The following is a 23370-nucleotide window of genomic DNA, read 5'->3' on the forward strand; positions in this document are numbered from 1 at the left end:
ACCTGGCCGTCAGGTAGGGTTACAGGTCGCCGTAGCCCAGCGAACGCAGGGCGCGCTCGTCGTCGGACCAGCCGCCTTTTACCTTGACCCACAGGTTGAGCATGACCTTGGAGTCGAACAGCACTTCCATGTCCTTGCGCGCCTCGGAGCCGATACGCTTGATGCGCTCGCCCTTGTCGCCAATGATGATTTTCTTCTGGCCGTCGCGTTCAACCAGGATCAGCGCGTGGATGTGCAGCACATGGCCCTGCTGCTTGAATTCTTCAATTTCCACGGTGATCTGGTACGGCAACTCCGCACCCAGCTGGCGCATGATCTTCTCGCGCACCAGTTCGGCAGCCAGGAAGCGGCTGCTGCGGTCAGTGATCTGGTCTTCCGGGAAGAAGTGATCGTTTTCGGGCAGGTGCTTGGCGATCTGGGCTTCCAGCGCTTCGAGGTTGTGCCCCTGCTGCGCAGAGATAGGCATGACCTCGGCGTTCGGCAGTTGCTCCTGCAGCCACTGCAGGTGCGGAATCAACTCGGCCTTCTCTTCCATGCGGTCGGTCTTGTTGACCGCGATGATCAGCGGGCCAGTCACGTACTGCACACGCTCCAGCACCAGTTGGTCCTCGTCGGTCCACTTGGTACGGTCGACCACGAAGATCACCACGTCGACGTCCTTCAGGGCCGCCGAGGCGTTGCGGTTCATGTAGCGGTTCAGGGCCTTGTCGTTGGCTTTGTGCATACCCGGGGTATCGACGTAGATCGCCTGCACGTCACCTTCGGTCTTGATACCGAGCATGTTGTGGCGGGTGGTCTGCGGCTTGCGCGAGGTAATCGCCAGCTTCTGGCCGAGGATGTGGTTGAGCAGGGTCGACTTGCCGACGTTGGGGCGGCCGACAATGGCTACGTAGCCGCAGCGGGTCGGGTTGTTATCAGTCATTGCCATTCTCCACGCCCAGGGCGATCAGTGCAGACGCGGCGGCGACTTGCTCGGCAATACGCCGGCTAACGCCCTGACCACGGCTTTTGTTGTTCAGCAGCACCACTTCGCATTCGACGAAGAAGGTGCGGCAGTGCGGTTCACCCTGGATATCCACTACTTCGTAACGCGGCAGCTCACAGCTGCGCGACTGCAGGAATTCTTGCAGGCGGGTTTTCGGATCCTTGTTGGTGTCGACCAGGGTCAGGCCTTCGAACTCGTCGGCCAGCCAGGCCAGCACGCGCTCCCGGGCCGTATCCATGTCCGCGTCCAGGTAGATGGCGCCAATCAGCGCCTCCAGGGCATCGGCCAGGATCGACTCGCGGCGAAAACCGCCGCTCTTGAGTTCACCCGAACCCAGACGCAGGTACTCACCCAGGTCGAAACCACGCGCCAGGCGAGCCAGGGTCTCACCCTTGACCAGACGCGCACGCAGTCGCGACAACTGGCCTTCGCGGGCCTGCGGAAAGCGCTCGAACAGCGCTTCGCCGGCGACAAAGTTGAGAATGGCGTCACCGAGAAACTCCAGGCGCTCATTGTTGCGACCGGCATAGCTGCGATGGGTCAGCGCCAGGAGCATCTGGTCCTGGTTCTTGAAGGTGTAACCGAGCTTACGCTCCAGACGGTCAAGGGAAGCACTCATGCGGCCACCCGTTCGTTGTTCAACGCGTTGTTCAAATCAACATCCTGAAAGACTGTTTGGCTGTGGCCCGCCGCAATGTGCGGCGATTCTCCCGATCCCTGAGAACACAGCCTATGTCAGAAATGCATTCGGCGCTGTCTGCTGGACAGCGCCGATGGGTATCAATGGATCAGACCAACCCGCGACAGGTTGGGCAGGTGGCTGAGCTTGGGCTCTGGCCAGCTCATCCACACCGCAAAAGCCTTGCCGACGATGTTCCGGTCCGGAACCATGCCGTGCAGTTCCTTGGGAATATTCGGGTCATCCCAGTAACGGCTGTCGTTGGAGTTGTCGCGGTTGTCGCCCATCATGAAGTAATGGCCTGCCGGCACGGTCCATTGCTGGTCTGGCGGCATGCGATAACGGCTCATTTCCTTGCGGATCAGGTGTTCGGCCTCGCCAAGCTTTTCCTTGTACAGCTCGGCGCTGCCCAGGGTGCCCGGCTCGGCGCCCACCAGTTGTTCGGCAATCGGCTGGCCGTTGACGAACAGCCGCTTGTCGTTGGTGTAGCGTACCTGGTCGCCCGGCAGGCCGACCACGCGCTTGATGTAGTTGACGTTCGGGTCGCTCGGGTAGCGGAACACCATCACATCACCGCGTTGCGGGTCACCTACCTCGATGACCTTCTTGTCGATCACCGGCAGGCGAATGCCGTACGAGAACTTGTTCACCAGGATGAAGTCGCCCACTTCCAGGGTCGGTTTCATCGACCCCGAAGGGATCTGGAACGGCTCGACCAGGAACGAACGCAACACCAGTACGATGAACAGCACCGGGAAGAACGACTTGCCGTACTCGACCAGCAACGGCTCCTTGTTCAGGCGCTCGACCACGGCCAACTCGGGCTGGCTTACGCTGCCCTGGTAATTGGCAATTGCCGCACGCCGGCGCGGGGCCAGGAACAGCAAGTCGATCAAGCCCAGCAGACCGCAGACGAATACGGCGATGACCAGCAACAGCGGGAAATTTAGCGACATAGGACCTAGCTATCCAACCTGAGCACGGCGAGGAAGGCTTCCTGTGGAATTTCCACGTTGCCCACCTGTTTCATGCGTTTCTTACCGGCCTTCTGCTTCTCCAGCAGTTTCTTCTTACGGCTGACGTCACCACCGTAGCACTTGGCCAGTACGTTCTTTCTGAGCGCCTTGACGGTTGTACGCGCGATGATCTGGCCGCCAATGGCTGCCTGGATCGCCACGTCGAACATCTGCCGAGGGATCAGTTCCTTCATCTTCTCGGTCAACGCACGGCCTTTGTAGGCCGCGTTGTCGCGGTGCACGATCAATGCCAGGGCATCAACCTTGTCGCCGTTGATCAGTACATCCAGTTTGACCAGGTTGGCCGACTGGTAGCGATCAAAATGATAGTCCAGCGAAGCATAGCCGCGGCTGGTGGACTTGAGGCGGTCGAAGAAGTCCAGGACCACTTCGTTCATCGGCATGTCGTAACGCACCTGCACCTGGCTGCCGAGGAACTGCATGTCGCGCTGCACGCCACGCTTCTCGATGCACAGGGTGATCACGTTACCCAAGTGCTCCTGGGGTACCAGGATGGTCGCGGTAACGATTGGCTCGCGGAAGTCGGTGACCGAGGACACATCCGGCAGCTTCGACGGGTTGTCGACGATGATGGTTTCGCCAGTCTTGAGCTCAAGCTCATAGATTACGCTAGGCGCCGTGGTGATCAGGTCGAGGTCGTACTCGCGCTCCAGGCGTTCCTGGATGATCTCCATGTGCAGCATGCCGAGGAAGCCGCAACGGAAGCCGAAGCCCAGGGCGTCAGAGCTCTCCGGCATGTACTGCAGCGACGAGTCGTTCAGCGTCAGCTTCTGCAGCGCGTCACGGAAGTCTTCGAAGTCGTCGGAGCTGACCGGGAACAGGCCGGCGTAAACCTGTGGCTGGATCTTCTTGAAGCCTGCCAGCACTTCCACTTCCGGGGTGGAGGACAGGGTCAGGGTGTCACCGACCGGTGCACCATGGATGTCCTTGATGCTGGCAATGATAAAACCCACTTCACCGGCTTTCAGATCAGCGGTCTGGGTGTGTTTCGGGGTGAATACACCGACGCTGTCGACCAGGTGCACCTTGCCGGTGGACTTGACCAGGATCTTGTCGCCTTTCTTGACGCGGCCCTGGCGCACGCGCACCAGCGAGACCACGCCCAGGTAGTTGTCGAACCAGGAGTCGATGATCAGCGCTTGCAGCGGTGCGTCGATCTCGCCTTCCGGCGCGGGAATGCTCTGCACCAGGCGCTCGAGCACCTCGTCCACGCCCATGCCGCTCTTGGCGCTGCAGGCCACGGCGTCGGTGGCATCGATGCCGATGATCTTCTCGATCTCGTCCTTGACGCGGTCCGGGTCGGCCTGTGGCAGGTCCATCTTGTTCAGCACCGGCATGACCTCAAGGCCTTGCTCGATGGCGGTGTAGCAGTTGGCTACGGACTGGGCTTCCACGCCCTGGCCGGCGTCGACCACCAGCAGCGCACCCTCACAGGCCGCCAGCGAGCGCGAGACTTCGTAGGTGAAGTCGACGTGCCCCGGGGTGTCGATGAAGTTCAGCTGGTAGGTCTTGCCATCCTGCGCCTTGTAGTGAAGCGTGACGCTGTGGGCCTTGATGGTAATACCGCGCTCACGCTCCAGGTCCATGGAATCGAGCACCTGGGCTTCCATCTCGCGTGCCGACAGGCCACCGCACATCTGGATGAAACGGTCGGCCAGCGTCGACTTGCCATGGTCGATGTGGGCGATGATGGAGAAATTGCGGATATGACTCAAATCACTCACGGGTCAACACTCGAAAAGGCTGCGAGCCGGACGCCCGCCGAAAAATAGCCGGGAATTGTACCTTAAGCTGCCGGGATATGGGAGGTTCCTCTATCCGACTGTACACAGCAATCATCCACTCAATTGTGAAGATTCATGAAAAAGGGCAGCCGAAGCTGCCCCTTTTCGCCTTGCAAAGCCGCTTATTCCGCGAGCTTGAAGGTGATGAAGCTGGCACGGCCCTGACGCAGCACGCGCATCGACACCGAACGGTTCTTCGGCAGATCCTTGGCAATTTCGGTGAATTCCTTGGCCGAGCCGATGGCCTGGTTGTTCAGGTGGCTGATGACATCACCCGGACGCAGGCCGATCATTGCCGCCGGGCCATCTTGTACTTCCTTGATGACCACGCCACCCTTCAGTTCCAGGGACTTTTTCTGCTCGGCGGTCAGGTCTGCTACCGATACGCCCAAGCGGTTGCTGCTGCGCTCGGCGCTGCCGTCCGGGCCGGTACCGGTACCGATGTCGGCTTCCTCGTCCGGCAGGGCGCCGACACTGATGTCCAGGTTCTGGCGCTTGCCGTTGCGGATGATTTCCAGCTTGGCCTTTTCGCCATCCTTGAGGCTGCCGACCAGGTGCGGCAGGTCGGCCGACATGACAATCGGCTGGCCGTTCATGCTAAGGATCACGTCACCCACCTGCAGGCCACCCTTGGCGGCCGGGCCGTTTTCCAGCACCTGGGCCACCAGGGCACCGGCCGGCTTGTCCAGGCCGAAGGATTCAGCCAGGTCCTTGTTGACCTCCTGGATCACCACGCCCAGCCAGCCACGGCTGACCTTGCCGTCTTTTTTCAGCTGGTTGGAAACATCGATCGCCACGTCGATCGGGATGGCGAACGACAGGCCCATGAAACCGCCGGAGCGGGTGAAGATCTGCGAGTTGATACCCACCACTTCACCCTTCATGTTGAACAACGGGCCGCCGGAGTTACCCGGGTTGATGGCCACGTCAGTCTGGATGAACGGCACATAGGTGTCGTTAGGCAGGGTACGCCCCTTGGCACTGACGATACCTTTGGTCACCGAATGATCGAAGCCGAACGGCGAACCGATGGCCAGTACCCACTCGCCCACCTTGAGCTTCTCGGAATCACCCAACTTCACGGTCGGCAGGTTCTTGCCCTCGACCTTGAGCAGGGCCACGTCGGTGCGCGGGTCGGTGCCAACCAGCTTGGCTTGCAGTTCGCTGCGGTCCGACAGGCGGACGATGATCTCGTCGGCATCAGCCACCACGTGGTTGTTGGTCAGCACGTAGCCATCAGCAGAAATGATGAAGCCCGACCCCAGCGACGTCGCCTCACGCTGGCGGTCACCGCGCGGCGAGCGCGGCTGCTGCGGCATGTTGCGCTCGAAAAACTCGCGGAACATTGGCGGCAGGCCTTCCAGGTCGGGCATTTGCCCGGCGGCGATGCGGCGGTCTGGCAGTTTCTGCTTGGTACTGATGTTGACCACCGCCGGCGAGGCCTGCTCGACCAGCGTGGTGAAGTCCGGCAGGGCTTCCTCGGCCTGGGCGGTGAGCACCTGGCCGAGCATCAGCACGGCGGCGAACACCGATAGGTAGGATTTCAAGCGTGGTATTGACATACGGCTCCCGTCACAACGAGCGGTAGTTTAGAAAGGCCCCCGCACAAAGCAGGAAAGGCCAGGCTCCTAGAAGCCTGACCTATAGAAAATTTGCCGGTGGATTGCAAATGACAATGCTTTAATTTCATTTCAGCCGCATGTCCGTGCGCCTTGGCATGAGCCGAAAAAGCGCGCCATCACTGGCGCGCCTGGGCATCCTGAGGGCGCATCGACAGTGCGACGCGTTCTGCCGTACCCAGCGGAATTTCGCCGACCACGGTGACCATCACCTTGCCCTTCGGCGTGTTCAGGCGGCGTGAAACTGCCGAGGTCGGGCCAAGCTGGGTGCGCATGTCGGTGCTGCCATCATCGTTCACCGGTTCGAGAAACACCGAGAAGCGCGCCAGGCCATCGTCATACATCAGGCTGCTGACCGAACTGTCACGCTTGGGGTCACGGCGCACCGAGCTGTTGACCAGTTCAAAGCCAGGGGGCAGCCAGTCCGAACGCCAGCCGGCAACGGTGTCATTGCTTGTGGCTGCAACATGCGGTACCGGCTTGCAGGCAGCACTGGGGCGCAGGTCATCGTCGCTGGGCGGCTCATCGGTGTCGAGACGGGTCATCTGGAAGCGCTCCAGCAACTGCCCCTTGTCGTTGAGCATCAACGAGCGCAGCGGCAAGCCGGTGTTGCGGTCCAGGTGCAATTCGAAGGCATAGCGGTGCTGATCGCGCGGGGTGAGCGTAACGATCACGGCGTCGCGCCCGGCGACCCGTGATTTGCCTGCCACACTCAAATCGTACCAGCCCATCAGTTTCAACGGATCAAGTACACGCTGCGCGGAGTCAGGAGGCGACGTCACGCCGCTGGCCAAGGCGCCGCTGACGCACTCCACCCTGCCATCAACGCGCACGATTTCCTGGGCGGCGCCATCGAGCTGCAACAGCCGCTCGCTGACCTTGCCGCCATCAACCCTGTGCCAGATATCGTGGGAAGAGAAGCTGCCGTTGCGTTCGTAGACAAAAGAGCCTTGGTAGCTCTGCTTTTGCTCGGCCTGTGCCAGCTTGTTCAGCCACTCACTCGCCTCGGGCGAGGAATTGGCCGCCAATGCTGGCACCATCATGCAGCTGCCCATCAGCAGCGACAGGAGAGGTAGCGCGCGCATGATCCTCCTTACTTAACGGTTTTCCAGGCTGGCGGCGCGGGCATACGGCAAAGCCGTTTCAGTGCCCTTGAGCGCAGACTCCTGGGCATGCTGACGCAGGTAGCCTGGCAGACGTTGGTCCCAGCCAGCCTGGTTCTGCAGCACGCCGTTGGCCATCGGCCCGGTGGGTTGCTCACTGCTCTCACTATAGCCTGCCAAAACGGCCGGGCCCTGGGCTTGTGGCACGCTCAGGCCTTGCTGGGCTGGCTGCTGGGCAGCCAGCTCGGCGCCAGTGATCTCGTCCTGGTTGTACATGCGCACGCCGGCCAGCACCGCAACGGTGACCGAGGCGGCTACCGCCAGGCGGCCAATGCTGCGCCATGGGCCCTTCTTGACCTTGGCCGGCACAGCTTCGTCAGCCAGCGCCGCAGACACCGCCGAGGCGATATCCAGGTTAGGCAGCAGCAGCTCCTTGTGCATGGCTGCACGGGCAACCTGGTAACGCGACCAGGTAGCACGGGTTTCGGCATCGTCGACGGCGCTCAACACCCGACGCAGTTCCAGTTCGTCCGCTTCGTTATCCATCACCGCGGACAGCGATTCCTGCAAAGCTTCACGACTCATGGCGGTTCCTCTCTTGGCTGTCGCCGCTGTCTCAGGTTTCCTGCAACAACGGCTGCAGGGCTTTATCTATGGCCTCCCGAGCGCGAAAAATTCGAGAGCGCACGGTACCCACCGGACACTGCATGACGCTGGCAATGTCTTCGTAACTCAGCCCGTCGAACTCGCGCAGGGTCAAAGCCGTACGCAGGTCTTCGGGGAGTTGCTGGATGGTGCGATGGACAGTGCCTTCGATTTCATCCCGCAACAACGCGCGCTCTGGTGACTCGAGATCCTTGAGGCCATGATCGCCGTCGTAAAACTCCGCATCCTCGGAGCTCACATCACTGTCTGGCGGCCGTCTTCCACGGGACACCAGGTAATTCTTCGCCGTGTTGATGGCGATGCGGTACAGCCAGGTATAAAACGCACTGTCACCGCGGAAATTGCCTAGCGCACGGTAGGCCTTGATAAAGGCTTCCTGTGCTACATCCTGGGCCTCGTGGGTATCGTGAACGAACCGCACGATCAACCCGAGAATCTTGTGCTGATACTTCAGCACCAACAGATCGAACGCTCGCCTGTCGCCGCGCTGAACGCGCTCGACAAGCTGCTGATCCTCTTCCTGGGTTAGCATGAACACTCCTCAGTTAGCTCGAAGGAGCGTTGCAACAGCCATCGTTCAGGCTTGCAACCATAGACTCGGGCTTTGAGCAAAAGTTCTCCCCTCCAAGCAAGTTTCCTGCAGCCCTTGGTCGGCTTGCACGGAAGACGCGCCGCGGTCATGGCCGGCTACGTCGATAATCAGGTTTCGAGTACACAGGGACAGCCCGGACAGGCCTGCCGCCCTGCGTCGCCGCGGCAAATTGTGGCGTGCGGGCAGCCTTCATGAGATTTCCGGCCATGTCGGAAAGTTCCCACAAAGGTTGTCGCAACCTGGCAAGTGGCATGGAAATTGGCCACTCGGGGCTGCTATAAAGGCAACCCGGCCAAGTTTAACCATAGTTTCACATTGCCATCCGCGCGTGACTATTGTGCCGCGCCCCTTCCGAAGATTACTAGTGTCCCGACATGAGCCAACAATTCCAACATGATGTCCTGGTGATCGGCAGCGGTGCCGCCGGTCTCAGCCTGGCACTGAACCTCCCCAGCCACCTGCGCGTCGCCGTGCTCAGCAAAGGCGACCTGGCCAACGGCTCGACCTTTTGGGCCCAAGGCGGCGTCGCGGCGGTGCTGGACAACACCGATACCGTGCAGTCGCATGTCGAGGACACCCTCAATGCCGGCGGCGGCCTGTGCAATGAAGAGGCGGTACGCTTTACCGTCGAACACAGCCGCGAAGCCATTCAGTGGCTGATCGAGCAAGGCGTGCCCTTTACCCGCGACGAGCACTACAGCGTCGACGACGGCGGCTTTGAGTTCCACCTGACCCGCGAGGGCGGCCATAGCCACCGGCGCATCATCCACGCCGCCGACGCCACCGGTGCGGCGATCTTCACCACACTGCTGGAACAGGCCCGCCTGCGCCCGAACATCCAGTTGCTGGAGCAGCGTGTAGCGGTCGACCTGATCACTGAACGTCGCCTGGGCCTGCCCGGCGAGCGCTGCCTGGGGGCCTACGTGCTCAACCGCAACACGGGCGAGGTGGACACGTTCGGTGCGCGCTTCACAGTGCTGGCCACCGGCGGCGCGGCCAAGGTCTACCTGTACACCAGCAACCCCGATGGTGCCTGCGGCGACGGCATTGCCATGGCCTGGCGGGCGGGCTGCCGGGTAGCGAACCTGGAGTTCAACCAGTTCCACCCGACCTGCCTGTACCACCCGCAGGCCAAGAGCTTCCTGGTTACCGAGGCCCTGCGCGGTGAAGGCGCCCTGCTGCGCCTGCCCAATGGCGAGCGCTTCATGCCACGCTTCGACCCGCGCGAAGAACTGGCCCCGCGCGACATCGTGGCCCGTGCCATCGACCACGAAATGAAACGCCTGGGCGTGGATTGCGTGTACCTGGACATCACCCACAAGCCGGCCGATTTCATCAAGAGCCACTTCCCCACCGTGTACGAGCGCTGCCTGGCCTTTGGCATCGACATCACCCGCCAGCCGATCCCGGTGGTACCGGCGGCGCATTACACCTGCGGCGGGGTGATGGTCGATGACCGCGGCCACACCGACGTACCAGGCTTGTACGCCATTGGCGAGACCAGTTGCACCGGCCTGCACGGCGCGAACCGCATGGCCAGCAATTCGCTGCTGGAATGTTTCGTTTATGGCCGCGCCGCCGCCGCCGACATCCAGGCAAACCTGGATCAAGTGGCCATGCCCAAGGCCCTGCCCGGCTGGGATGCCAGCCAGGTCACAGACTCGGACGAGGACGTGATCATTGCGCACAACTGGGACGAATTGCGGCGTTTCATGTGGGACTACGTCGGCATCGTGCGCACCAGCAAGCGCCTGCAGCGGGCCCAGCACCGCATTCGCCTGCTACTGGATGAAATCGACGAGTTCTACAGCAACTACAAGGTCAGCCGCGACCTGATCGAACTGCGTAACCTGGCCCAGGTGGCCGAGCTGATGATTATGTCGGCGATGCAGCGCAAGGAAAGCCGTGGACTGCACTACACCCTGGATTATCCGGGGATGCTGGACGAGGCCAAGGACACGATTCTTAGTCCTGCCTGAAAGCTGTGGCGCCTGTGAGATCGAGCGCCGCCCGCGCGGCGCTTCGCAGCACAAGGCTGCTCCTACATCTGTTTCGGGCCAGTTGTTCCTGAGGCGAAGGCGCGCGGCCCCTTGGCGTTCACCTCAATATCTTGCCGGACAAACAAGGCGGTCGCGTGCATTGGCACAGGCGTGACTGGCCCGAAACAGATGTAGGAGCAGCCTTGTGCTGCGAAGCGCCGCGCGGGCGGCGCTCGATCTCACAGGCGCCAAACCTGCCACGGCGAACACCTGTCAGCCCCGACTCGCTCCCACCCCAACCCAGCGCCGACGGCTGAATTTGAGCCGCACCCGCAAACGCCGATGCTCATCCGCCCCCAGCGCATCCCGCGGTATGCACTGGCTTTGCCCCACCCATCGCCCCGCCCGAACAAAGCGCAACACCACCAGCCCCGGCAACGCCACGCTATCCCGGCACAAACGCACCGGCTGCCAACCACGGGCACGGCTGAACACCTGCCAGCCGCGCACATCACGGCGCAGGCCGACAACGGCATGCTCATGCGTCAACAGAATACGTCGGGGGATAACCCAGCCAGCGTGGGCAATACATGCAGCAACAACAGGAAGGGCCAACCACCAGGGCAGCGAGCTCGCCCATACGGCAAGCCACGCCAGCACCTGGCAACCCAGGAAGGCCGCTAGCAGCAGGCGCGAGCCTTGCCAGCGGCACTCGAAGCACTCACTTGGGCTGGACACGGTCCAGAATGATGCGGACCATGCGCTGCAGCTCCGGGTCTTCGGACTCGGTGCGCTCCATGAACCAGCCGAACATGTCCTGATCCTCACAGCTCAACAGCCGCACGTACAGTTCACGGTCGGTCTCGTTGAGGGTGGAGTAGACTTCCTGGGTGAAAGGCACCAGCAGTACGTCCAGTTCCAGCATGCCGCGGCGGCTGTGCCAGAAAAGCCGGTTGAGTTCAGTTTGTTCGACCATGGGGCCCTCCTCGAATGGCCCGCCAGTATACAGCCAGGCGCGCGAAGCGACACCGGGCGTTGGTCTAGTCACCTACCTATTTTGTTACCGGCGTTCTATGATGGCCGCCAGTCTTTAGCCACCGCGATGACCCATGGCCGATTCCGCTTTCTTCTGCCCCCTGTCCCACGAGGGCATCCTCGCCGTCCGCGGCTCCGATGCAGGCAAGTTCCTGCAAGGCCAGCTGACCTGCAACATCAACTACCTCAGCCAGGAACACGCCAGCCTCGGCGCCCGCTGCATGGTCAAGGGGCGCATGCAGTCGAGCTTCCGCATCCTGCCCGAAGGCAACGGCTACCTGCTGGCAATGGCCAGCGAACTGCTCGACGCGCAACTGGCCGACCTGAAGAAGTACGCCGTGTTCTCCAAGGCCACGCTGACCGATGAAAGCGCCGCCTGGCTGCGCTTCGGCCTGCAAGATGGCGAAGCTGCGCTGCAGGCACTGGGGCTCGACGTACCCGCCGCCGCTGGCAGCACAGTGCGCCATGAAGGGCTGATCGCCATTGCCGTGTCCGCTGGCCGTGTAGAGCTGTGGGTGCCGGCGGATAACGCCGACACCGTGCGCCAGGCCCTTGCTGCCGCAATGCCCGAAGGCAGCCTCAACGACTGGCTGCTGGGGCAGATCCGCGCCGGTATCGGCCAGGTCCTGGGGCCGACCCGTGAGCTGTTCATCCCGCAGATGATCAACCTGCAGGCCGTCGACGGCGTCAGCTTCAAGAAAGGCTGCTACACCGGCCAGGAAATCGTCGCCCGCATGCAGTACCTGGGCAAGCTCAAACGCCGCCAGTACCGCCTGGCACTCGACCAGCAGGACACCCCGGCCCCGGGTGCCGAGATCTTCTCGCCCACCCATGGTTCCTCGGTCGGTGAAGTGGTGATTGCTGCCGGCAACGGTGCAGGCTGCGAACTGCTCGCGGTGCTCAGTGCCGAGGCGGTGGAAGACGACAACCTGCACCTGGGCAGCCTGGAAGGCCCGCGCCTGCAAGTGCTGACCCTGCCTTACGAACTGGACCGCGACCGGGAAATCCAGCGCTGACCAGCCTGCCCCGCCCCTGTGGCGGGGCCGCACCACCACTGCGGTAGACACGCCCATGAACAAGCTGGCCGAGATGGTTCAAGCACAGTTGCTCGACGCCATCGAAAAGGATGACCTGGTCCTGCCAACCCTGCCCGAGGTTGCCTTGAGCATCCGCGAGGCGGCGGAAGACAGCGAGATCAGCGTAGCGGCCCTGAGCAAGGTAATTGGTCGCGATGCGGCCCTTTCAGCGCGCCTGATCAAGGTCGTCAACAGCCCGCTGCTGCGCGCGGCGGTCGAGGTCACCGACCTGCACACCGCAGTCACGCGGTTGGGCATCAACTACAGCTGCAACCTGGCCATCGGCCTGGTGATCGAACAGATCTTCCATGCACGCTCGTCAGCGGTTGAGCAGAAACTGCGCGATATCTGGGCCAACAGTCTGGAAGTGGCGGGTATCAGCTACGAAATATGCCGCCGATTCACACAGCTCAAGCCTGACCAGGCCACCTTGGGTGGGTTGGTCAACCAGATTGGCGCGCTGCCGGTGCTGATCTATGCCGAAGAGCACAACGAACTGCTGTCCGACCCGGTTTGCCTGCACTACGTGATCGAGCAGATCCAGCCGGTACTGGGGGACAAGATCCTCAAGGCCTGGGAGTTTCCGGAGCAGTTGGTCAACCTGCCGAGCCAGGTGCAGGACCTGGACCGACTGACCGACAAGGTCGATTACATCGACATCGTGCAGATCGCCCGCTGCATCAGCCAGCGCGGGCGCCAACGGCCGTTGGCGGCGCTGCCGGCGTACCGCCACCTGGGGTTGCCGTTCGGTACCGAGCTGGAGGTGGATGAGCTGCTTGAGGCGCGGAGCATGTTGCGCTGACCGGTGTCGGCCTGTGCGGGCCTCTTCGCGGGTAAACCCGCTCCTACAACGGGCTGCGCAGTCTTCAAATGCTGCGCAGTCCGTTGTAGGAGCGGGTTTACCCGCGAAGAGGCCCGCACAGAAAACTCATCAATCAGCAATAAAACTCACCCGCACCCGCAACCCACCCTTCGCACCATCATGCAGGCTCACTTGCGCCAGGTGCGCCCGGCAGATCTCGCCAACAATCGCCAACCCTAACCCGCTGCCCTGCGCGCTACGCCGATAGAAGCGCTCGAACACCCGCTCACGCTCGTCCTCGGGAATCCCAGGCCCGTCGTCTTCCACCTCCAGCACCGCCGGCGCCAGCACCCGCAAAATCACATTGCCGCCCGCCGGCGTATGCGCCAGGGCATTGTCCACCAGGTTGCTCAACAGCTCGTTGAGCAACGTTGGCTCACCCTTCAGCCATACCGGCGCCTCGGCCTCCAGGGCCAGCGCCACCCCCCGCTTGTACGCCAGCGGTGCCATGGCCATGCCCAGCTCACGGGCCAGTTGGCTCAGGTCCAGGCGCTGCGCACCGCCTTCGGCGATGGCCCATGCACCGTTCTCGACCCGCGCCAGCGACAGCAGCTGGTTGGCCAGGTGCGTCAGGCGGTCGGTGCCCTGGACCGCAGATTCCAAGGTCTGCCGCCACTCCTGCGGTTCGGGTGAACGCAAGCCCAACTCGACCCGTGCTTTCAGCGCCGCCAATGGCGTACGCAGTTCGTGAGCCGCATCGGCGATGAACTGCGCCTGGCGCTCGAACTGGCCACGCAAACGCTCGGTGAAATGGTTCAAGGCCCGCACCAAGGGGCTTAGTTCGCGCTGCACCTGCACCACTGGCAAGGCCCGCAGGTCGTCCGGCTGACGTTCTTCAACCGCCGTGCGCAGGCGCTCCAGCGGCCGCAACGCGGCACTCACGGCAAACCACACCATCACCAGCGCGCCCAATGCCAGCATGCCCAAGCGCAGCAAGGTGTCGGCCATCAGCCCACGGGCCATGCGCACCCGCGCTTCCTCGGTCTCGGCTACACGGATTTCCGCCATGCCGTTCATGTTCGGCTCACTTACCGGCTTCAGCAGGCTGACCACGCGCACGTCCTGGCCCAGGTAGGTAGCGTTATAGAACCGCGCCAGTGCCGGGTAATCGTCGGTACGCGGCGTGCCCGGCGGCGGTGGCGGCAGGTTCTCGTAGCCGGAAATCAACCGCTGCTTGATGTCCAGCACCGTGTAGTAGATACGCCCGGCACTGTCGTAGGCAAACGTGTCCAGGGCCACGTAGGGCACGTCCGCGCTCAGTGAGCCATCGCGCTGCGACAGGCCCGCGGCGATTGTCCGCGCCGAGGCCAGCAGGGTGCGGTCGTAGGCAGTGTCGGCAGCCTCGCGGCCGTTCCAGTAGGCGCTAAGGCCGCTGGCCAGCATCAGCACCACAAGCAGCAGGGCCAGATTGCCCAGCAAGCGCCCGCGCAGGCTGCCGTTGTCACGCATCGCGGTGCTCGAGCAGGTAACCCAGGCCGCGGAAGGTGACGATGGCCACCGGGTGGCCGTCAAGCTTCTTGCGCAAGCGGTGGATGTAGATTTCGATGGCGTCAGGGCTGGCCTCTTCGTCCAGGCCGAACACCTGGGCAGCCAGTTGCTCCTTGCTCATCACCCGGCCTGGGCGGGCGATCAGCGCTTCCAGCACGCTTTGCTCGCGCGAGGTCAGGGTCAGGTTGTCGTCGCCCAAGGAAAAGCGCCGGGTGTCCAGGTCGTACACCAACGGCCCGCAGCGCTGCTGGCGCTCGCCACCGAGCACGCTGCGGCGCAGCAGGGCCTTGACCCGGGCTTCCAGCTCGGTCAGCTCGAACGGCTTGGCCAGGTAGTCGTCGGCGCCCAGGTTAAGGCCGTGGACCCGGTCCTTGACGTCGCTGCGCGCGGTCAGCATCAGCACTGGCAAGGTCTTGCCACGGCCGCGCAGGCGCGCCAGCACCTCGAAGCCGTCCATGCGCGGCAAGCCGACATCCAGCACGGCCACGGCGTATTCCTCGCTGGCCAAGGCCAGGTCGGCAGCCACGCCGTCATGCAGCACATCCACGGTCAAGCCGTGGCTTTTCAAGGCCTGGGCCACGCTTTCGGCCAGTTGCAGGTGGTCTTCGACCAGCAGCACACGCATCGGATTCTCCCTGCTCGGGTGGGGCGGTGGCGCGGAGTGTACCGCTGTCGGCAGGACTGTGAAGCCCTGCCAACAAACCTTTCACGCTGAAAGGTTAGCGAAAGGTTCGTTGCCTAGCATCGCACCACGGTCGCCCTTCGCGCCGAAAAAAGCACCAGCAAGGTGCAACGAATAAGAACAATAAACGGAGTCATCGACGATGCTGTCATCGCAGCCGCAGGCGTTCGCGCCTACCCGTTCCTTTGCCGCACGCCCCTCTGCCATCGCCAGCGCCCTTGCGCTTGCCGGTGTCGCCCCGATGAGCCAGGCCGCCTTCTTCGAAGACAGCACGGCCACCTTCGAAACCCGCAACATGTACTTCAACCGCGACTTCCGCGACGGCACCAGCGCGCAGCAATCCAAGCGTGACGAATGGGCCCAGGGCTTCATGCTCAACTTCGAGTCCGGCTACACCGATGGCACCGTCGGCTTTGGCCTGGATGCGCTGGGCATGCTCGGCATCAAGCTCGACTCCAGCCCCGACCGCACCGACACCGGCCTGCTGCCGACCCACGATGATGGCAAGGCGGCCGACGAATACTCCAAGCTCGGCCTGACCGGCAAGGTCAAGATCTCCCAGACCGAACTCAAGATCGGCACCCTGATCCCCGAGCTGCCGACCCTGCAGCCCAACGACGGGCGCATCCTGCCGCAAACCTTCGAAGGCGGCCTGCTCACCTCGAAGGAGATCAAGGGCCTGACCTTCACTGGCGGGCGCCTGGACAAGGCCAAGGACCGCAACGACACCAACTGGGAAGACCTGGCCCTGAACAACAAGAACGGCCGCTTCGGTGGCACGTTCAGCGCCGACAACCTGGCGCTGGGTGGCCTTGACTACCAGTTCACCGACCGCATCACCGGCAGCTACCACTTCGCACAGCTCGACGATATCTACCGCCAGCACTTCATCGGCATGGTCGCCACCCAGCCGTGGGGCCCGGGCACCTTCGGCGCCGACCTGCGCCTGGCGGTCAGTGACGACGCTGGCGCGGCCAAGGCCGGCAACATCGACAACACCACGGTCAACGGCATGCTCAGCTACGCCCTGGGCGGGCACAAGGTCAGCGCCGCCTGGCAGCAACTGTCTGGCGACAGCGCCTTCCCGTATGTCGATGGTGCCGACCCGTACCTGGTCAACTTTGTCCAGATCAACGACTTCGCCGGCAAAGACGAACGCTCCTGGCAGGCGCGCTACGACTACAACTTCGCCGCCCTTGGCGTGCCCGGCCTTACCTTCATGACCCGCTACATCAACGGCGACAACGTCAGCCGCGCTGCCGGTGGCGAGGGCAAGGAATGGGAGCGCAACACCGAACTGAAGTACGTGGTACAAAGCGGCCCGTTGAAGAACGTCGCCGTGCGCCTGCGCAACGCCACCTTCCGCTCCAACTTTGCCCGCGACGCCGATGAAGTGCGGTTGCTGGTGAGCTACAGCGTGGCGCTGTGGTAACCCGATAGCGGTAATCCGATAACAACAACACTCACGGAGATAGACGATGACCTTTTCACTGCGCCGCCTCGTCCTCGCTACCGGCTGCCTGCTGTTGGCCGGCAACGCCCTCGCTGCCGAACCGAAACGCCCCGAATGCATCGCCCCCGCCTCGCCCGGCGGTGGCTTCGACCTGACCTGCAAGCTGGTGCAAAGCGCCCTGGTGCAGGAAAAGATCCTCAGCAAGCCGATGCGCGTCACCTACATGCCCGGCGGTGTCGGCGCAGTGGCCTACAACGCCGTGGTCGCCCAGCGCCCGGCCGATGCTGGCACCCTGGTTGCCTGGTCCAGCGGCTCGCTGCTGAACCTGGCCCAGGGCAAGTTCGGCCGCTTCGACGAAAACGCAGTGAAATGGCTGGCTGCCGTTGGCACCAGCTACGGCGCCATCGCGGTGAAAAGCGACTCGCCCTACAAGACCCTCGACGACCTGGTCGCGGCACTGAAGAAAGACCCGAGCAAGGTGGTGATTGGCTCTGGCGGCACCGTCGGTAGCCAGGACTGGATGCAGACTGCATTGATCGCCAAGGCCGCCGGCATCAACCCGCGCGACCTGCGCTACGTGGCCCTGGAAGGCGGTGGCGAAATTGCCACGGCGCTGCTGGGCGGGCACATCCAGGTCGGCTCGACCGATATTTCCGACTCCATGCCGCACATCCAGAGCGGCAACATGCGCATCCTCGCGGTGTTCTCGGAAAACCGCCTGGACGAGCCGGAGATGAAAGACATCCCTACCGCCAAGGAACAGGGCTACGACATCGTCTGGCCAGTAGTGCGCGGCTTCTACCTGGGGCCAAAGGTGAGCGACGAAGACTACGCCTGGTGGAAAGCCTCGTTCGACAAGATGCTGGCTTCGGAAGACTTCGCCAAGCTGCGTGACCAGCGCGAGCTGTTCCCGTTCGCCATGACCGGTGAAGAGCTGGACGGCTATGTGAAGAAGCAAGTGGCTGACTACAAGGCACTGGCCAAGGAATTTGGCTTGATCCAGTAAAACGCCACGCCGCTCGCTCTTTGTAGGAGCGGCCTTGTGTCGCGAAAGGGCTGCACAGCAGCCCCAGCGATTTGTGCAGCGCTGCTGAAATCCTGGGGCCGCTGTGCGGCCCTTTCGCGACACAAGGCCGCTCCTACAAAGGATCTGCGTCTTGCCGAACAACAAGAGGATTCCTTCATGATCCTGCAACGCATCTTCGCCCTGGCCCTGCTGGCGGTGTGCGCCGCCCTGGCCGTGATGGCCTGGCCCTACCAGGCGGCGTTTTCCTATGAACCGGTGGGCCCCCGCGCCTACCCGCTGCTGATGCTCGGCCTGATGGGCCTGGGCCTGCTGTACCTGGTGTTCCGCCCCACGCCCATCGTGCGCAAGGACGATGAACCAGAGCTGGACCGCGAAACCCTGATCAAGATCGCCGCCTGTGTCGGCCTGCTGCTCGTCTTCGCCGCTACCTTCGAACCCCTGGGCTTCATTCTCAGTGCCATCCTCGTCGGCCTGCCCATGGCCCGCCTGTACGGCGGCCGCTGGCTGCACAGCGCCATCGTGGTGGTGGGCATGAGCGTCTTCCTCTACTGGCTGTTCGACCGCGTGATGGACGTGCCCCTGCCCCTTGGCCTGCTGAGCGTACTGGAGAACTGACACATGGATACCTTGAGCTACCTGGGCCAGGGCTTCGGCGTCGCCCTGTCCCCCTACAACCTGGTCACCGCCCTCTCCGGCACCCTGATCGGCACCGTGGTCGGCCTGCTGCCGGGCCTGGGCCCGATCAACGGCGTGGCGCTGCTGATCCCCATCGCCTTCGCCCTCGGCCTGCCGCCGGAATCCGCACTGATCCTGCTGGCGGCGGTGTACCTGGGCTGCGAGTATGGCGGGCGCATCAGCTCGATCCTGCTGAACATCCCAGGCGAAGCCTCTACCGTCATGACCACCCTCGACGGCTACCCGATGGCCCGCCAGGGCCTGGCCGGCGTGGCGCTGTCGCTGTCGGCCTGGAGTTCGTTCATCGGCGCCTTCATCGCCACTTGCGGCATGGTGCTGTTCGCCCCGCTGCTGGCGAAATGGGCCATCGCCTTCGGCCCGGCGGAGTACTTCGTGCTGATGGTGTTCGCCATTGTCTGCCTGGGCGGCATGGCCGGTGACAAACCACTGAAAACCTTCATTGCCGCACTGATCGGCCTGTTCCTGTCGGCGGTCGGTATCGACGCCAACAGTGGCGTGTACCGCTTCACCGGTGACAGCGTGCACCTGGCCGACGGCATCCAGTTCGTGGTGCTGGTGCTGGGCCTGTTCTCGATCAGCGAAATCCTCCTGCTGCTGGAAAAGACCCACCATGGCCACCAGGCGGTCAAGGCCACCGGGCGCATGCTGTTCAACTTCAAGGAAGCGGCCTCGGTGTTCGTGGTCAACATCCGTTGCGGCCTGCTGGGCTTCATCATGGGCGTGCTGCCGGGTGCCGGTGCGACGCTGGCCAGTGCCGTAGCCTACATGACCGAGAAGCGCATTGCCGGTGCCGGTGGCAAGTTCGGCAAGGGCGATGCCCGTGGCCTGGCCGCGCCGGAAACCGCCATTGGCGCGTCCTGCTGTGGCGCCCTGGTACCGATGCTGACCCTGGGCGTACCAGGTTCCGGCACCACTGCGGTCATGATCGGTGCGCTGACCCTGTACAACATCACCCCAGGCCCTCTGCTGTTCGAACAGCAGCCGGACATCGTCTGGGGCCTGATTGCCTCGCTGTTCATCGCCAACATCATGCTGGTGATCCTCAACATCCCGATGATCCGCATCTTCACCCGCATCCTCGCCGTGCCGAACTGGGCGCTGGTGCCGGTAATCGCCATCATCACCGCGATCGGCGTGTACGCCGTGCATGCCACCACCTTCGACCTGTTCCTGATGGTCGGCATCGGCATCATGGGCTACATCCTGCGCAAGCTCGACTTCCCGCTGTCGCCGATCCTGCTCGGCTTCATCCTCGGTGGGCTGATGGAGCAGAACCTGCGCCGGGCGCTGTCGATCTCCAATGGTGAGCTAGGCATCCTCTGGTCGAGCCCGATCAGCATGTCGGTGTGGGTGCTGACCATTTGCATGCTGACCCTGCCGCTGCTGCGCATCTGGCGTAAACGCAGCCAGCAGCGCCGGGCCATGGCCGATGCCTGATCGCTCGTTGCCGTTGTTTGTCGCAACCGGGCTGGTCGGCCTTGCTGGCGGTTTTGCCGCCAGCAAGGTCGGCTGGCCTTTGCCGTGGATGGTTGGCTCGTTGCTGGCGATCATCCTGGTACGCTGCCTGACGCCCTGGCAGTTGTCGGAAATTCCCAATGGCCGCAAATGCGGGCAGTGGATTATCGGCATCGGCATCGGCCTGCACTTCACCCCGGCGGTCATCGAGCAGGTGGCCAGCCATTTCGCGTTGATCTTCTTCGGCGCACTGTTCACTACCCTATCCAGCGTGATCAGCGTGTGGCTGTTGCGGCGCACCGGTGAAGATCGCGCTACGGCGTTCTTCGCCAGCATGCCCGGTGGTTCGGGGGAGATGGTCAACCTCGGCGCACGCAATGGCGCCGTGCTGAGCCAGGTGGCGGCGGCGCAGAGCCTGCGCGTGCTGGCGGTGGTGCTGTGCGTGCCGGCGCTGTTCAAGTTTCTGCTGGGTGACGGGGTACCGCTGAACCACACCGGCAGCGTGAGCTGGGGCTGGCTGGCACTGATTGCACCGCTGGGCGTTGCCATGGCGTTGCTCTGGCAGCGCTTGCGCCAGCCCAACCCTTGGTTGTTCGGGCCATTGCTGGTGGCGGCGACAGTGAGCCTGGCCGGTAACCTGCAGATCGCCCTGCCCAATGGTGCCAGCCAGATCGGCCAGTGGCTGATCGGCAGTGGCCTGGCTTGTCACTTCAACCGCGCGTTCTTCCGCCGCGCACCGTCGTTTCTTGGGCGTACATTGGTGGCCACGGCGTTGTGCATGGCGATTGCCGCCAGTGCTGCGTGGGTGCTGAGCGTGATGACCTCACTGGACTTGCGCTCGTTGACGCTGGGGATGATGCCGGGCGGGATTGCCGAGATGAGCCTGACGGCGGAGACCTTGCAATTGTCGGTGCCGCTGGTGACGGCGCTGCAGGTGATGCGGTTGCTGTTTGTGTTGTTTCTGGCGGAGCCGTTGTTCCGGGTGTGGAATGCGCGTGTTGAGGAATGACTGATAAACCGCGTCGCCTTCTTCGCGGGTGAACCCGCTCCTACAAGGGGCGCGCCAGGCCTGAGGGCAGTGTAGGAGCGGGTTTACCCGCGAAAAAGGCGACGCGGTCTGTCAGGTGATCACAACGGCGGCAACGCCCAGTTGATCGGCGCCATCCCGCGCTGCTCAAGGAAGCTGTTGGTGCGGCTGAAATGCCCACAACCGAGGAACCCACGGTAAGCCGACAACGGCGACGGGTGCACCGACTTCAGCACCAGGTGCTTGGTGCCATCAATCAGCTTCTGCTTGCTTTGCGCATGCGCGCCCCACAACAGGAACACCACGTTCGGGCACTGCTCGCTGACCACCTGAATGACCCGGTCGGTGAAGAACTCCCAGCCCTTCTTGGCATGCGACGCCGCATTCGCACGTTCCACCGTCATGGTGGTGTTGAGCAGCAGTACCCCCTGCTCGGCCCAGCTCTGCAGGTAGCCGTGGCTGGCAATCGGAATGTTCAGGTCGCGATGCAGCTCCTTGTAGATGTTGACCAGCGACGGCGGCGTAGCCACGCCCGGTTGTACCGAGAAGCACAAGCCATGCGCCTGGCCCGGCCCGTGGTAAGGGTCCTGGCCGAGGATGACCACCTTGACCTGGTCCAGCGGTGTCGAATTGAGCGCGTTGAAAATCATCGGCCCTGGCGGGTAGATCTCCTTGCCGGCAGCGTACTCGCCACGCAGGAACTCGCGCAGCTGATGCATGTAGGGCTGGTCGAATTCGCCGCGCAACGCGGCCTTCCAGCTGGGTTCAAGCTTTATGCGATCGTCGTCAGTCATGGGGCCTTCCATAAACAATGGGCGCGACACTAGGTAAGCCCTTCCCGCTTGTCAAACGATCCGACCGACGACCGGCATGATCGGCCAGGCAGGCCATACTTGTGCGATGACTTTCGCGAGGTAGTCCATGGCCATTCATTGCGAGGTACTCACCGGCGCCGATGGCGCCCGCATCGGCATCGCCACCCTGGATGCACCCAAGGCGCTCAATGCCCTCAACCTGCCGATGATCGAAGTGCTGGGTGAACAACTGCACACCTGGGCCCGCGACCCAGGGATTGTCTGCGTGATGCTGCGCGGCAACGGTGCCAAGGCCTTTTGCGCAGGGGGTGATGTGAGTGCACTGGTGCAAGCCTGCCGCGACCACCCCGGCAGCGTGCCACCTCTGGCGGCCACCTTCTTTGCCGCCGAGTACCGCCTGGACTTTGCCCTGCACACCTACCCCAAGCCGCTGCTGTGCTGGGGCCACGGCCATGTACTGGGTGGTGGCATGGGGCTGCTGCAGGGCGCCAATGTACGCATCGTCACACCCAGCAGCCGGCTGGCCATGCCGGAAATCAGCATTGGCCTGTACCCGGACGTAGGCGCCAGTTGGTTCCTGGCTCGGCTGCCTGGCAAGCTGGGGTTGTTCCTCGGCCTGACCGGCGCGCCGATCAACGCCCGCGACGCGCTCGACCTGGGCCTGGCCGACCGCTTCCTGGGCGAGCACCAGCAAGAGGGCTTGATTGAAGAGTTGCTGCAACTGAACTGGCAGGAACAGACCGCCCTGCAGCTGAACAGCCTGCTAAAGGCCGAGCAGCATCGTGCCTGTGCCGAACTGCCCGAGGCCCAGTGGTTGCCGCGCCGGCAGGTAATCGACCCGTTGCTCGATGTGGCCGATGCGGCGGCTGCGTGGCGTGCACTGGAAGGGCTCAAGCACCATGACGACCCGCTGCTGGCAGCAGCAGGCCAGCGGTTGCATGAGGGTTGCCCGCTGACGGCGCACCTGGTTTGGGAGCAGATCCGCCGGGCGCGGCACCTGTCGTTGGCGCAGGTGTTCCAGATGGAATACAGCATGAGCCTGAACTGTTGCCGTCATCCTGAGTTCAGCGAAGGTGTACGCGCCCGCTTGCTGGACAAGGACAACCAGCCGCGCTGGCACTGGCCAGATGTGGCGCAGGTGCCAGCGGCGGTGGTGGAGGCGCATTTTGCAAAGGTTTGGGAGGGGCGGCATCCGCTGGCAGATCTGGGTTAGCTTCGAGAATTTGGGGCTGCTTTGCAGCCCGATCGCGACACAAGGCCGCTCCTACAAAGGGATCGCGTTCCCCTGTAGGAGCGGCCTTGTGTCGCGA

22 protein-coding genes are annotated in these 23370 nt (G+C 63.1%); 9 read left to right on the forward strand and 13 right to left on the reverse strand.

The features are described from left to right. Positions 1-19: 19 nt before the first annotated feature. The 8 genes from era to rpoE form a co-directional block, all read right to left on the reverse strand. Positions 20-922 (reverse strand): GTPase Era, encoded by a 903-nt coding sequence (era, locus tag ACIP1G_RS16860; RefSeq protein WP_016498176.1) that lies wholly within the window; start codon positions 920-922, stop codon positions 20-22. Beyond that, complete coding sequence (gene rnc, locus ACIP1G_RS16865) at positions 915-1604, reverse strand: ribonuclease III (protein WP_400738919.1); 690 nt, start codon at positions 1602-1604, stop codon at positions 915-917. The genes era and rnc overlap by 8 nt, the downstream gene beginning before the upstream one ends. A gap of 161 nt (positions 1605-1765) precedes the next feature. Continuing rightward, complete coding sequence (gene lepB / locus ACIP1G_RS16870; protein ID WP_400738922.1) at positions 1766-2620, reverse strand: signal peptidase I; 855 nt, start codon at positions 2618-2620, stop codon at positions 1766-1768. A 5-nt stretch (positions 2621-2625) separates the two neighbouring features. Beyond that, positions 2626-4425 carry a translation elongation factor 4 gene (gene lepA / locus ACIP1G_RS16875; protein ID WP_400738925.1) on the reverse strand — a complete coding sequence of 600 codons (1800 nt, stop codon included), beginning with the start codon at positions 4423-4425 and terminating at the stop codon, positions 2626-2628. Positions 4426-4607: 182 nt separating this feature from the next. Beyond that, positions 4608-5996, reverse strand: a complete 1389-nt coding sequence (locus ACIP1G_RS16880; RefSeq protein ID WP_400739036.1) for a DegQ family serine endoprotease — start codon at positions 5994-5996, stop codon at positions 4608-4610. 227 nt (positions 5997-6223) lie between these two features. Further along, positions 6224-7189 carry a MucB/RseB C-terminal domain-containing protein gene (locus ACIP1G_RS16885; RefSeq protein ID WP_400738928.1) on the reverse strand — a complete coding sequence of 322 codons (966 nt, stop codon included), beginning with the start codon at positions 7187-7189 and terminating at the stop codon, positions 6224-6226. A 12-nt stretch (positions 7190-7201) separates the two neighbouring features. Continuing rightward, positions 7202-7792, reverse strand: a complete 591-nt coding sequence (locus ACIP1G_RS16890; RefSeq protein ID WP_391132092.1) for an RseA family anti-sigma factor — start codon at positions 7790-7792, stop codon at positions 7202-7204. Between the two features lie 31 nt (positions 7793-7823). Then, positions 7824-8405, reverse strand: a complete 582-nt coding sequence (gene rpoE / locus ACIP1G_RS16895) for an RNA polymerase sigma factor RpoE (RefSeq protein WP_010220971.1) — start codon at positions 8403-8405, stop codon at positions 7824-7826. Positions 8406-8839: 434 nt separating this feature from the next. Here rpoE and nadB point away from each other — a divergent pair, with 434 nt between their 5' ends. After that, a complete protein-coding gene (nadB, locus tag ACIP1G_RS16900) occupies positions 8840-10444 on the forward strand; it encodes an L-aspartate oxidase (protein ID WP_400738932.1) in 1605 nt (534 codons plus the stop codon). A 273-nt stretch (positions 10445-10717) separates the two neighbouring features. Here nadB and ACIP1G_RS16905 read toward each other — a convergent pair whose 3' ends face one another. Together ACIP1G_RS16905 and ACIP1G_RS16910 are read right to left on the reverse strand one after the other, a co-directional pair. Continuing rightward, the gene (locus ACIP1G_RS16905) at positions 10718-11182 is read right to left on the reverse strand and encodes a protein YgfX (protein WP_400738935.1); all 465 of its coding nucleotides are present in this window, start codon (positions 11180-11182) and stop codon (positions 10718-10720) included. Further along, positions 11166-11420: a succinate dehydrogenase assembly factor 2 gene (locus ACIP1G_RS16910; protein ID WP_016498168.1), complete on the reverse strand. Its 255-nt coding sequence runs from the start codon at positions 11418-11420 to the stop codon at positions 11166-11168. Before ACIP1G_RS16910 ends, ACIP1G_RS16905 begins: the two co-directional genes overlap by 17 nt. Before the next feature lie 133 nt (positions 11421-11553). Here ACIP1G_RS16910 and ACIP1G_RS16915 point away from each other — a divergent pair, with 133 nt between their 5' ends. Beyond that, positions 11554-12495: a YgfZ/GcvT domain-containing protein gene (locus ACIP1G_RS16915; RefSeq protein ID WP_400738938.1), complete on the forward strand. Its 942-nt coding sequence runs from the start codon at positions 11554-11556 to the stop codon at positions 12493-12495. Positions 12496-12550: 55 nt separating this feature from the next. After that, positions 12551-13357: an HDOD domain-containing protein gene (locus ACIP1G_RS16920; protein WP_400738941.1), complete on the forward strand. Its 807-nt coding sequence runs from the start codon at positions 12551-12553 to the stop codon at positions 13355-13357. 129 nt (positions 13358-13486) lie between these two features. On the opposite strand, the gene ACIP1G_RS16925 is transcribed toward ACIP1G_RS16920, so the two are convergent. Both ACIP1G_RS16925 and ACIP1G_RS16930 read right to left on the reverse strand, forming a co-directional pair. Then, positions 13487-14866: a sensor histidine kinase gene (locus ACIP1G_RS16925; RefSeq protein WP_400738943.1), complete on the reverse strand. Its 1380-nt coding sequence runs from the start codon at positions 14864-14866 to the stop codon at positions 13487-13489. Next, the gene (locus ACIP1G_RS16930; protein WP_400614770.1) at positions 14859-15530 is read right to left on the reverse strand and encodes a response regulator; all 672 of its coding nucleotides are present in this window, start codon (positions 15528-15530) and stop codon (positions 14859-14861) included. The genes ACIP1G_RS16925 and ACIP1G_RS16930 overlap by 8 nt, the downstream gene beginning before the upstream one ends. Positions 15531-15729: 199 nt before the next feature. Between ACIP1G_RS16930 and ACIP1G_RS16935 the strand changes: the two genes are divergently transcribed. The 5 genes from ACIP1G_RS16935 (at position 15730) to ACIP1G_RS16955 (ending at position 21227) form a co-directional block, all read left to right on the forward strand. Beyond that, the gene (locus tag ACIP1G_RS16935; RefSeq protein WP_400738946.1) at positions 15730-17019 is read left to right on the forward strand and encodes an OprD family porin; all 1290 of its coding nucleotides are present in this window, start codon (positions 15730-15732) and stop codon (positions 17017-17019) included. Positions 17020-17065: 46 nt separating this feature from the next. After that, on the forward strand, positions 17066-18046 hold the full coding sequence (locus tag ACIP1G_RS16940; protein WP_003252023.1) for a tripartite tricarboxylate transporter substrate binding protein: 981 nt from the start codon (positions 17066-17068) through the stop codon (positions 18044-18046). A 177-nt stretch (positions 18047-18223) separates the two neighbouring features. Further along, on the forward strand, positions 18224-18682 hold the full coding sequence (locus tag ACIP1G_RS16945; RefSeq protein WP_400738949.1) for a tripartite tricarboxylate transporter TctB family protein: 459 nt from the start codon (positions 18224-18226) through the stop codon (positions 18680-18682). A gap of 3 nt (positions 18683-18685) precedes the next feature. Further along, positions 18686-20200, forward strand: a complete 1515-nt coding sequence (locus tag ACIP1G_RS16950; RefSeq protein WP_400738951.1) for a tripartite tricarboxylate transporter permease — start codon at positions 18686-18688, stop codon at positions 20198-20200. Further along, entirely contained in the window at positions 20193-21227 is a 1035-nt protein-coding gene (locus ACIP1G_RS16955; RefSeq protein WP_400738953.1) for an AbrB family transcriptional regulator, read from the forward strand. Before ACIP1G_RS16950 ends, ACIP1G_RS16955 begins: the two co-directional genes overlap by 8 nt. Positions 21228-21346: 119 nt before the next feature. Here ACIP1G_RS16955 and ung read toward each other — a convergent pair whose 3' ends face one another. Beyond that, a complete protein-coding gene (gene ung, locus ACIP1G_RS16960; RefSeq protein WP_400738955.1) occupies positions 21347-22039 on the reverse strand; it encodes a uracil-DNA glycosylase in 693 nt (230 codons plus the stop codon). A gap of 127 nt (positions 22040-22166) precedes the next feature. On the opposite strand from ung, the gene ACIP1G_RS16965 reads away from it, so the two are divergent. Next, on the forward strand, positions 22167-23273 hold the full coding sequence (locus ACIP1G_RS16965; protein ID WP_400738957.1) for an enoyl-CoA hydratase/isomerase family protein: 1107 nt from the start codon (positions 22167-22169) through the stop codon (positions 23271-23273). Positions 23274-23370: the final 97 nt, after the last annotated feature.

This window comes from Pseudomonas sp. NPDC089392, from assembly GCF_044749595.1.
GTDB lineage: Bacteria > Pseudomonadota > Gammaproteobacteria > Pseudomonadales > Pseudomonadaceae > Aquipseudomonas.

Excerpts from the sequence above, each read along its gene's own strand:
- ACIP1G_RS16930 (WP_400614770.1), bottom strand. The coding sequence starts at position 15,530 with ATGCGTGTGCTGCTGGTCGAAGACCACCTGCAACTGGCCGAAAGCGTG.
- ACIP1G_RS16935 (WP_400738946.1), top strand. The coding sequence starts at position 15,730 with ATGCTGTCATCGCAGCCGCAGGCGTTCGCGCCTACCCGTTCCTTTGCC.
- ACIP1G_RS16910 (WP_016498168.1), bottom strand. The coding sequence starts at position 11,420 with ATGGTCGAACAAACTGAACTCAACCGGCTTTTCTGGCACAGCCGCCGC.
- ACIP1G_RS16920 (WP_400738941.1), top strand. The coding sequence starts at position 12,551 with ATGAACAAGCTGGCCGAGATGGTTCAAGCACAGTTGCTCGACGCCATC.
- ACIP1G_RS16890 (WP_391132092.1), bottom strand. The coding sequence starts at position 7,792 with ATGAGTCGTGAAGCTTTGCAGGAATCGCTGTCCGCGGTGATGGATAAC.
- nadB (WP_400738932.1), top strand. The coding sequence starts at position 8,840 with ATGAGCCAACAATTCCAACATGATGTCCTGGTGATCGGCAGCGGTGCC.
- ACIP1G_RS16950 (WP_400738951.1), top strand. The coding sequence starts at position 18,686 with ATGGATACCTTGAGCTACCTGGGCCAGGGCTTCGGCGTCGCCCTGTCC.
- ACIP1G_RS16880 (WP_400739036.1), bottom strand. The coding sequence starts at position 5,996 with ATGCTCGGCCAGGTGCTCACCGCCCAGGCCGAGGAAGCCCTGCCGGAC.
- ung (WP_400738955.1), bottom strand. The coding sequence starts at position 22,039 with ATGACTGACGACGATCGCATAAAGCTTGAACCCAGCTGGAAGGCCGCG.
- ACIP1G_RS16940 (WP_003252023.1), top strand. The coding sequence starts at position 17,066 with ATGACCTTTTCACTGCGCCGCCTCGTCCTCGCTACCGGCTGCCTGCTG.
- ACIP1G_RS16945 (WP_400738949.1), top strand. The coding sequence starts at position 18,224 with ATGATCCTGCAACGCATCTTCGCCCTGGCCCTGCTGGCGGTGTGCGCC.
- ACIP1G_RS16915 (WP_400738938.1), top strand. The coding sequence starts at position 11,554 with ATGGCCGATTCCGCTTTCTTCTGCCCCCTGTCCCACGAGGGCATCCTC.
- ACIP1G_RS16885 (WP_400738928.1), bottom strand. The coding sequence starts at position 7,189 with ATGCGCGCGCTACCTCTCCTGTCGCTGCTGATGGGCAGCTGCATGATG.
- ACIP1G_RS16925 (WP_400738943.1), bottom strand. The coding sequence starts at position 14,866 with ATGCGTGACAACGGCAGCCTGCGCGGGCGCTTGCTGGGCAATCTGGCC.
- era (WP_016498176.1), bottom strand. The coding sequence starts at position 922 with ATGACTGATAACAACCCGACCCGCTGCGGCTACGTAGCCATTGTCGGC.
- ACIP1G_RS16955 (WP_400738953.1), top strand. The coding sequence starts at position 20,193 with ATGCCTGATCGCTCGTTGCCGTTGTTTGTCGCAACCGGGCTGGTCGGC.
- rpoE (WP_010220971.1), bottom strand. The coding sequence starts at position 8,405 with ATGCTAACCCAGGAAGAGGATCAGCAGCTTGTCGAGCGCGTTCAGCGC.
- rnc (WP_400738919.1), bottom strand. The coding sequence starts at position 1,604 with ATGAGTGCTTCCCTTGACCGTCTGGAGCGTAAGCTCGGTTACACCTTC.
- ACIP1G_RS16965 (WP_400738957.1), top strand. The coding sequence starts at position 22,167 with ATGGCCATTCATTGCGAGGTACTCACCGGCGCCGATGGCGCCCGCATC.
- lepB (WP_400738922.1), bottom strand. The coding sequence starts at position 2,620 with ATGTCGCTAAATTTCCCGCTGTTGCTGGTCATCGCCGTATTCGTCTGC.